Annotated in this window: 7 protein-coding genes and 1 pseudogene; 3 read left to right on the top strand and 5 right to left on the bottom strand. The window is 71.9% G+C overall.

Annotated elements, in window-relative coordinates:
• Positions 1–149: 149 nt before the first annotated feature.
• Positions 150–3,146, top strand: a complete 2,997-nt coding sequence (locus B4M60_RS13785; protein WP_291085193.1) for a leucine--tRNA ligase — start codon at positions 150–152, stop codon at positions 3,144–3,146.
• 225 nt (positions 3,147–3,371) lie between these two features.
• Here B4M60_RS13785 and B4M60_RS13780 read toward each other — a convergent pair whose 3' ends face one another.
• The 3 genes from B4M60_RS13780 to B4M60_RS13770 are packed head-to-tail and all read right to left on the bottom strand — an operon-like array spanning position 3,372 to position 5,187.
• The gene (locus B4M60_RS13780; protein WP_291085190.1) at positions 3,372–3,761 is read right to left on the bottom strand and encodes a hypothetical protein; all 390 of its coding nucleotides are present in this window, start codon (positions 3,759–3,761) and stop codon (positions 3,372–3,374) included.
• 2 nt (positions 3,762–3,763) lie between these two features.
• Positions 3,764–4,660, bottom strand: a complete 897-nt coding sequence (locus B4M60_RS13775) for an SDR family NAD(P)-dependent oxidoreductase (RefSeq protein ID WP_291085188.1) — start codon at positions 4,658–4,660, stop codon at positions 3,764–3,766.
• Positions 4,657–5,187: a nuclear transport factor 2 family protein gene (locus B4M60_RS13770; RefSeq protein WP_291085185.1), complete on the bottom strand. Its 531-nt coding sequence runs from the start codon at positions 5,185–5,187 to the stop codon at positions 4,657–4,659. The genes B4M60_RS13775 and B4M60_RS13770 overlap by 4 nt, the downstream gene beginning before the upstream one ends.
• Before the next feature lie 24 nt (positions 5,188–5,211).
• Between B4M60_RS13770 and B4M60_RS13765 the strand changes: the two genes are divergently transcribed.
• Positions 5,212–5,646: a nuclear transport factor 2 family protein gene (locus B4M60_RS13765; RefSeq protein ID WP_291085182.1), complete on the top strand. Its 435-nt coding sequence runs from the start codon at positions 5,212–5,214 to the stop codon at positions 5,644–5,646.
• Between the two features lie 18 nt (positions 5,647–5,664).
• Here the strand turns inward: B4M60_RS13765 and B4M60_RS13760 are convergent, their stop codons facing one another.
• Positions 5,665–7,038, bottom strand: coding sequence for a lipase family protein (locus tag B4M60_RS13760; RefSeq protein WP_291085158.1), 1,374 nt, complete (start codon positions 7,036–7,038; stop codon positions 5,665–5,667).
• A 340-nt stretch (positions 7,039–7,378) separates the two neighbouring features.
• Between B4M60_RS13760 and B4M60_RS13755 the strand changes: the two genes are divergently transcribed.
• Positions 7,379–8,101, top strand: coding sequence for a hypothetical protein (locus B4M60_RS13755; RefSeq protein ID WP_291085155.1), 723 nt, complete (start codon positions 7,379–7,381; stop codon positions 8,099–8,101).
• A 3-nt stretch (positions 8,102–8,104) separates the two neighbouring features.
• Here the strand turns inward: B4M60_RS13755 and B4M60_RS13750 are convergent.
• Positions 8,105–8,359: pseudogene (locus B4M60_RS13750) on the bottom strand (hypothetical protein); the annotation flags it as partial.

Raw genomic sequence — 8,359 nt, 5'->3', positions numbered from 1 at the left:
AGCGTCGACTCGCTCCTCGCGCGCCGGCGCGCCGCCAGGGCCTGACCCCCCGCGGTGCCCACACGCTGCCGTGGCCCGGCCCGGACCAGGGTTTAGGCTTGACCCGCCTGCGTGTGGGCACCGGCGAGAGCACAGGAGAGCAGACAACCGTGAGCAGCAGCGACCAGACCGTCACCGGCGAGCAGTCGGGAACCGGGGCGCAGTCCGAGCAGGCGGGGCCCGAGTACCGCTACGGCGCCGACCTCGCCGGCCGGATCGAATCCCGCTGGCAGCGGGAGTGGTCCGAGCGCGGCACCTTCGAGGCGCCCAACCCGGTCGGCCCGCTCGCCGGCCCCGAGGGCTCGACGCTGCCGGAGGACAAGCTCTTCGTCCAGGACATGTTCCCGTACCCCTCCGGCGCGGGCCTGCACGTCGGCCACCCGCTGGGGTACATCGCCACCGACGTCTTTGCGCGCTACCACCGCATGCTCGGCGCCAACGTCCTGCACACCCTGGGCTACGACGCGTTCGGCCTGCCCGCCGAGCAGTACGCCGTCCAGACCGGCCAGCACCCGCGCGTGACCACCGAATCCAACATCGCCAACATGGAGCGCCAGCTCGGGCGCCTGGGCCTCGGACACGACCGGCGGCGCGTGGTGGCCACCACCGACACCGACTACTACCGCTGGACGCAGTGGATCTTCCTGCAGATCCACGGGGCCTGGTATGACCCCGAGGCCCCCGCCCTCACCACCGACGGCACCCCGCACCCCGCGCGCACCGGCCGCGCCCGGCCGATCTCCGAGCTGGTCGAACAGTTCGCCTCCGGCACCCGCCCGCTGCCCGAGCAGTTCGCCGGCCGCGACTGGGCCGACCTCACCGCGGGGGAGCGGGAGAGGGTCCTCGACGCGCACCGGCTGGTCTACCTCTCCGACTCGACCGTCAACTGGTGCCCCGGGCTGGGCACGGTGTTGGCCAACGAGGAGGTCACCGCCGAGGGACGCTCCGAGCGGGGCAACTTCCCCGTGTTCCGCAAGAACCTCTCGCAGTGGATGATGCGGATCACCGCCTACGCCGACCGCCTGGTCGACGACCTGGACCGCCTGGACTGGACCGACAAGGTCAAGTCCATGCAGCGCAACTGGATCGGTCGCTCGCAGGGCGCCCGCGTGCGCTTCGCCGTCGAGGATCGGTCGATCGAGGTGTTCACCACCCGCCCCGACACCCTGTTCGGCGCCACCTACATGGTGCTCTCGCCCGAGCACCCGCTGGTCGACGAGCTGGCCGGTCCCTCCTGGCCCGGGGGGCCCGACGGTGCCGGCGCGCCCGACGACCGCTGGACGGGCGGGCACGCCTCGCCCGCCGAGGCCGTGGCCGAGTACCGCCGCCGGGCCGCCCACAAGTCCGACCTGGAGCGCCAGGAGAACAAGGACAAGACCGGCGTCTTCACCGGCGCGTACGCCGTCAACCCGGTCAACGGCGCCCGGGTGCCGGTGTTCGTCGCGGACTACGTGCTCATGGGCTACGGCACCGGGGCCATCATGGCCGTCCCCGCCCACGACTCGCGCGACCACGAGTTCGCCACCGCCTTCGGGCTGCCGATCGTGCAGGTCGTGGCGCCCGCCGACGGGCGCGGGCTGGACGTGCAGGCCGAGTCGTACGCGGGCGACGGCGTGGCCGTGAACTCCGCCAACGAGTCCGGACTGTCGCTCGACGGGCTGGGCGTGGACGAGGCCAAGGCCGCCACCATCGCGTGGCTCGAGGCCCAGGGCGCGGGGGAGGGCACGGTCCAGTACAAGCTGCGCGACTGGCTCTTCGCCCGCCAGCGCTACTGGGGCGAGCCGTTCCCCGTGGTCTACGACTCCGACGGCGTCCCGCGCGCGCTGCCCGACGAGATGCTGCCCGTCGAACTCCCGGAGGTCGAGGACTACAAGCCCGTCTCGTTCGACCCCGACGACGCCGACTCGCTGCCCTCCCCGCCGCTGGCCAAGGCCACCGAGTGGATGACCGTCGAGTTGGACCTCGGCGACGGGCTGCGGACCTACACCCGCGACGCCAACGTCATGCCCAACTGGGCCGGATCGAGCTGGTACCAGCTGCGCTACATCGACCCGACCAACCCGGATGAGCTCTGCGCGCTGGAGAACGAGCGCTACTGGACCGGCCCGCGGCCGGAGATCCACGGCGCGGGCGACCCGGGCGGGGTTGACCTCTACGTCGGTGGAGTCGAGCACGCCGTGCTACACCTGCTCTACTCGCGGTTCTGGCACAAGGTTCTCTTCGACCTCGGCCACGTGACCAGCGAGGAACCCTACCGCCGGCTCTTCAACCAGGGGTACATCCAGGCCTTCGCCTACACCGACGCGCGCGGGGTGTACGTTCCCGCAGCAGATGTAGAGGAGCGCGACGGGAAGTTCTACCTCGACGGCTCCCCGGACGCCCCGGAGGTGTTCCAGGAGTACGGGAAGATGGGCAAGTCGCTCAAGAACTCCGTCTCGCCCGACGAGATCTGCGACGCCTACGGGGCCGACACTTTACGGGTGTATGAGATGTCCATGGGCCCGCTCGACACGTCGCGGCCCTGGGCCACCAAGGACGTGGTGGGCGCGCACCGATTCCTGCAGCGGCTGTGGCGGGTGGTGATCGACGAGACCACCGGCGAGGTCCGGGTGACCGGGGGCGACGCGCCGGAGGACGTGCTCAGGGCGCTGCACAAGGCGATCGCCGGGGTCCGCGAGGACTACGCCGGCCTGCGCGACAACACCGCGATCGCCAAGCTCATCGAGTACGTCAACCACCTCACCAAGGCCTACCCGACCGAGGGCCCGGGGGCGCCTCGCTCGGTGGTCGAGCCGCTGGTGCTCATGGCGGCGCCGGTGGCCCCGCACCTCGCCGAGGAACTGTGGTCGCGACTCGGGCACACCGGGTCGCTGGCGCACGGGCCCTTCCCCGAGCACGACGAGTCCTACCTGGTGGAGGACTCCGTCGAGTACCCGGTGCAGATCAAGGGCAAGGTGCGCTCCCGCATCACCGTCCCGGCGGACGCCTCGCCGGCGGAGGTCGAGGCCGCGGCCCTGGCCGACGAGAAGGTGCAGGCCAACCTCGGCGGGGCGGCCCCGCGGAAGGTCATCGTGGTGCCGGGCAAGATGGTCAACATCGTCCCCTGATGCAGGCGGAGCCCGCCGTCCGCCGGCGGCCTCCGTGCAGAGGGGCAGCGCAACCACCGCCGGATGCGCTGCCCCTTCGGCTTGCGCTGGGTCTTTGCACCGGAACGACCCGGTTGCGATGCGGGATCGGTCCCATCCGGCAGCGCAGGCCGGTGGGGCAGCGTAAGCTGGCGGCCTCTGTGCAGGGGGGCGGCGCGGGGCAGGGGGGGCGGCGCGGACCGGGGGTCAGCCGACCTGCACGAACACCGCCGACGAGGACAGCAGCAGGTATGCCGTGGTGAGCATCCACATGGCGTAGGTCGCGAACAGCCAGGGCCGCCAGCGGATGTGGCGTTGCCAGCGTCGATAGGTCTTGACGGCCGACAGCACGGACAGCCCCAGCGCGAGCAGGGTCGGCAGCACCACCACCCAGACGCGGCTGGCGGTGGTGCACAGGGTGTCGGGCTCGGCGCACTGCGGGCCGGTGACGTCGGCGAGCGCGACGATCGCGATCGACAGTGCCGCGATCGCCGCGCCGGAGAGCAGCACGTACCGGAAGGCCTGCAGGCCCTGACGCTCGTTGCGCTCGAGACGCTCCAGCGGGTCGTCGATCTGGTCGAATCCGTCGGCGGACACGGCTACGTACCGGCGAATCCGTTGTGCCCGCCGGCCGCGGCCACCTCGTCGACCGTGTCGATCCCGAGTTGCTCGTCGGTGACGGGCGGGAAGAGCGGGCCGCCGCCGAAGGCACCCCGATGGGAGAGGGGAACCTCGCCGTCGTCGTTGGTGATCCCGCGCTCCCGCCCGTACTCGGCGGTGATGACGGTGGAGCCGCTCATCCGCGGCAGCGCGGGGTCGTCGGCGAGGGCGGCGATCACGCGGCCGACGAACGTCGGGTCCTCGGCGCGGGCGAGGGGGAAGCCGTTGAAGTCCTCCATCCCGAGCGACAGGATCAGCTCGGTGCGGATGAGTCCCAGCCACAGCGACAGGGTCGCCACGCCGGTCCCGGTGAGCTCGTGCGCCATGTCGGAGGCCATCTTGTCCAGGGCCGTCTTGCTCATCCCGTAGAGCACGGTGTGGAACGGCGAGCGCGAGCCGAACGAGGAGATGTTGACGATCAGCCCCGAGCCCTGCGGGACCATGATCCGGGCGGCCTCGCAGCTGGCCACGTAGTGTGCGCGCAGCCCGATCCCGATCAGGGCGTCCCAGTCGCCGGCGGGCCGCTCCCAGAACCTCCCGTTGAAGCCCATGAAGCCCTTGGGGTTGGTCCACACGTTGTTGACCAGCAGGTCCAGCCGTCCTGTCTCGGAGACGATGCGGGCCACGACGGCGTGGACCTGCTCGTCGTCGGCGTGATCACACTCCACCGGGCGCACCTCGCCCGGGGCCCCGGCGGCGGCGTCGACCGTGCCCTGCAGGCGCTCGGCCGAGCGGCCGGTGACGTAGACGGTCCACCCCGCCTGGGCGAGCGCGGTGGCCACGCCGCGACCGACGCCGCGGCTGGCGCCGGTCACCAGCGCCACCCGGGCGGTCACGAGTCGGCCCCGGCGGTCGCGGCTCCGCGGTGGGTGTGGACCTCGGGGTGGGTGACGGACGCGTTCTCGAGGGTGCGGGTGACGGACCAGCCCGGGGTGAACAGGCATTCGGCCATGACCCAGCGGCCGTCCTCGATCACATAGACGTCCGAATACTCGCCGGTGGACAGGGTCTCGGTGCCGTTGTCGCGGTCCACCTGGCGGAACTGCAGGGTCCAGGTCCCGGTGGCGCGCACGGGAGGGCCGCCGGAGCCGCCGGCCTCGACGGTGATCGAGGGCATGAAGCCGTGGTGCATGTCGAGGATCCTCGGCCCCCCGTCCTCGGCCGTCGCCAGGGCGATCCGGCGGAAGACCCCGACCATCGTGTCCGGGTCGGTGCGCCCGAGCGGGCCGAAGTCCAGCACGCCGCCCGAGGCCACGAAGCACGCCCGGAAGGTCTCCGGGTCCTTGGCGTCGCAGGCCCGCCAGTAGCGGTATTTGAGCTGTTCTATGGCCTGGCGGGCGCGGATTTCCTCGTCGTGCTGCATGGGGGCCACGTTAGCCTAGGGAGCATGAGCCGAACACTGGTGGAACTGTCCGATCGCTGGGATCTGCAGGACCTCGTCACCAGGTACGCGACCTGCATCGACTCCCGCGACTTCGACGGCCTGGACTGGGTGTTCACCCCGCAGGCCCGGGTGAGCTACGAGGCCTCCGGCGGGCCGGACGACACCTACCCGGTGGTACGGGCCTGGCTGGCGGAGATGCTGCCGATCTTCGCCGCCACGCAGCACCTCATGGGCAACCTCGAGGTGCGCCTGGACGGGGACGCCGCGACCGGGCGCTGCATGTGCTTCAACCCGATGGCGTTGAGGCCGATCGAGGAGAAGGACCAGCAGGTGTTCTTCTACGGCCTCTGGTACCGGCTGGAGTTCGTCCGGACCGGCGACGGCTGGCGGATCGCCCGGCTCACCCAGGAGCAGGCGTTCCACCACAACCTGCCCTGACGGTCGCGTTCTCCCGTGTCAGACGGTGCCGCAGGAGTTCGGTGCGGGTCGGCCCTGCACGCGATCCATGAGGTAGCGGGCGTTGGTGTCCCGCTCGACCAGCATCGGCAGGGCGTGGTCGACGACCAGACCCGGCGCGAGCGCGGGGAGCTCGGCGGTGCGCAGTTCGACGGTGGTGCCCTGGGCGCACCAGTCCCGGACCAGGTCCACGGCGGTGTGGTGGGGGACCACGTCGTCGTTGCGCCCGATCAGCACGAGCGCCGGCACGGCGGGCGCGACCTTTCCGAGGTTGTAGCCCTCGAGGACCCGGAGGATCTCGGGCTCGGACCGGGCGGCGTCGGCCAGGGAGCGGCCGTCCACGGTGAACTCGCTGGTACGGCGCAGGCCGTACGCGAACGCCGTCTCGGCGACGCACTGCCCGCTGGTCACCTCGAGCATGCGCCGGCCCTCGTCGTTGAGCTGCCGGTCGAACGCCTCGCGGAGTTCGGGGTGCACCTCGAGGATGCCGTTGATGGCGTAGCCGACGGCGCCGGTGAGCACTCCGCCGTCGACGCGGTCGAGCGTGCCGAGCATGTCCGACGGCGGCGCGCCCGCGGCGATCCCGACCAGGTTGACGTCCGGCGCGTACGTGGGCTGCAGCTCACCCGCGGCCGCGGCCGCGCCGCCGCCCTGGGAGTACCCGCTCACCACGGCGGGGGAGTCGGGGGCGAGGTCGGTGCCCTCCAGGCGCTGCGCCGCGCGGGCCGCATCGAGGGCGGATCGGCCCTGCGAGTCGCGGTTGACGTAGGGGTGGTGGCCGGGCGTGCCGAGGCCCTCGTAGTCGGTGACCACCACGGCGAAGCCCTCGGCGAGCATCGAGTACGCGTCGAGCAGGGAGTACCCGGCGGCCATCGAGGGCGGGGCCGTCCGGATGCCGAGCCCGACCTCCATGGACCTCGAGGGCGCGCACTGGTCGCCCTGGCCCTGGGTGCCGGGTGTCACCACGGCGAGCGGGCGGGGGCCAGGCCCGGTCCATGGGACCTTGGGCTGCAGGTAGGTGCCGGTGACGGCGATCGGCCCGCCGGCCGCCCCGGTGGAGCGGTACATGATCCGCCGGGCGTCGGCGGGCAGCGAACCACCGTTGACGAGGTCGGGAACGCTCGGGGTGATGGACATGGGTTGGCTGCGGATGACGGCCCCGAGCTCGGCGGGCAGCTCGGCCGGTGGTGCGTAGAACGCGGTGTGGTCCGGGGTGTTGGAGGACCCATGATCGGAGGAACCCTGCGCGGCGGCCCGCGGGGCGGCGCCGGGGGCGAGGGCGGGCGCGAGGGCCACCACGAGGCCGAGGGCGAGCGCCCCGGCGACGGCGGCCGGGCCGGGGGCCTGTGCCCGGTCGGATGACGGTGATCTCACGTGTGCTCCAAGGGTTTCGGTGCTGCGGGATGGTTCCGCTCGCACGTGGCGGACCCCAAAACTATAACGTGTGTCTGTTTCTGTGGGTGGTCTGTGTCACTCCCACACGCGCGCCCGGCGATTCGGATCACCGCGAACATAGCGGTGGCCGGTGTCGGACCCCGCTGTTACGGTGGCCCCGTGCCGAAGAACGTGCTGATGTGCTGGCGCCGACATCCCGAGGGGTGCGGCGCCGCCCCCGTCGTGACAGCCGACATGTCTTAGAGCGGACGGGTCAACCCCCGTGATCCACGCGGCTCACGAGAGACCCGAACCGATCCCGCACGAGGAGTACCCCCAGGTGACCGCAAGTCCCCGCACGATCCACGGCTCGGCCACCGAGTCGGACATCCTGGTCAGCGCCCGCTCGCTCAGCGAGTACGCGGACATGTTCGGGCTCGACGCCGAGGACCTGCTGGGCCGGATCGTCGACTGCCCCGGAGGGGCCGCGAGCGCGGTCGCCGAGATCTGCGAGGCCGGCGGGGCCGCGGTCGCGGTCGACCCGCAGTACTCGCTCGGCGCCCACGACCTGCGGGAACGGGTGCTGGCCGACCTCGATCGGTCGCTCGCGCAGTCGTCCGCCAGCGAGCTCGAGTACGACTGGGATGTCCGTGGCGGCGTGGTGGGACACGAGACCATCCGCCGGACGGCGGCCGAGCGGATGCTCGACGACCTCGACGCCCACCCCGAGCGCTACATCGCCGGGGCCCTGCCGTCCCTGCCGCTGGCCGGCGACTCGGCCGACCTCGTCCTGTGCTCCCACCTGCTGTTCACGTACGCCGACCGGATGGATCTGGACGACCACGTGGAGGCGATCGTCGAGATGGCGCGGGTGGCCCCGGAGGTCCGGATCTACCCGTTGGTCGACCACGCGGGCACTCCGCTGCCCGAGCTCGTGCGCAGCGTGATCGCCAAGCTGAAGAAGGGCCGGCTGACCAGCCGGATCGAGCCCGTCATCCGACCGTTCCAGCTGGCGGCCACCACCCGGCTCGTGGTGGAACGGAGCGGTCACCGGCGGGGATAGGGGTCAGTCCGGCGCGGCCGGGGTCAGGCGGAGGACCTGCTGGCCGGTGAACGGTGAGGTCTCCAGGCTGGTGAGCAGCGGCTGCGGCCCGCCCACGTCGAGCGCCTGGCCCGGCTGGAACACGGTCCCCGACCCCAACGCGTACGCCACCAGATCGCACATCTGCCCGTAGACCGCCCCGGGCGGGCCGTCCACGTCGAGTCGCTCCAGATCGAGTTGGCCGAAGCGACCGAGCCCGGTGGTGTGGACGCACGAGGT

Origin of the sequence: Dietzia sp. UBA5065 (genome assembly GCA_002415925.1) — a bacterium.
GTDB lineage: Bacteria > Actinomycetota > Actinomycetes > Mycobacteriales > Mycobacteriaceae > Dietzia.
The sequence above is the reverse complement of the archived record's forward strand: the minus strand, read 5'-3'. Positions and strand labels throughout refer to the sequence as shown.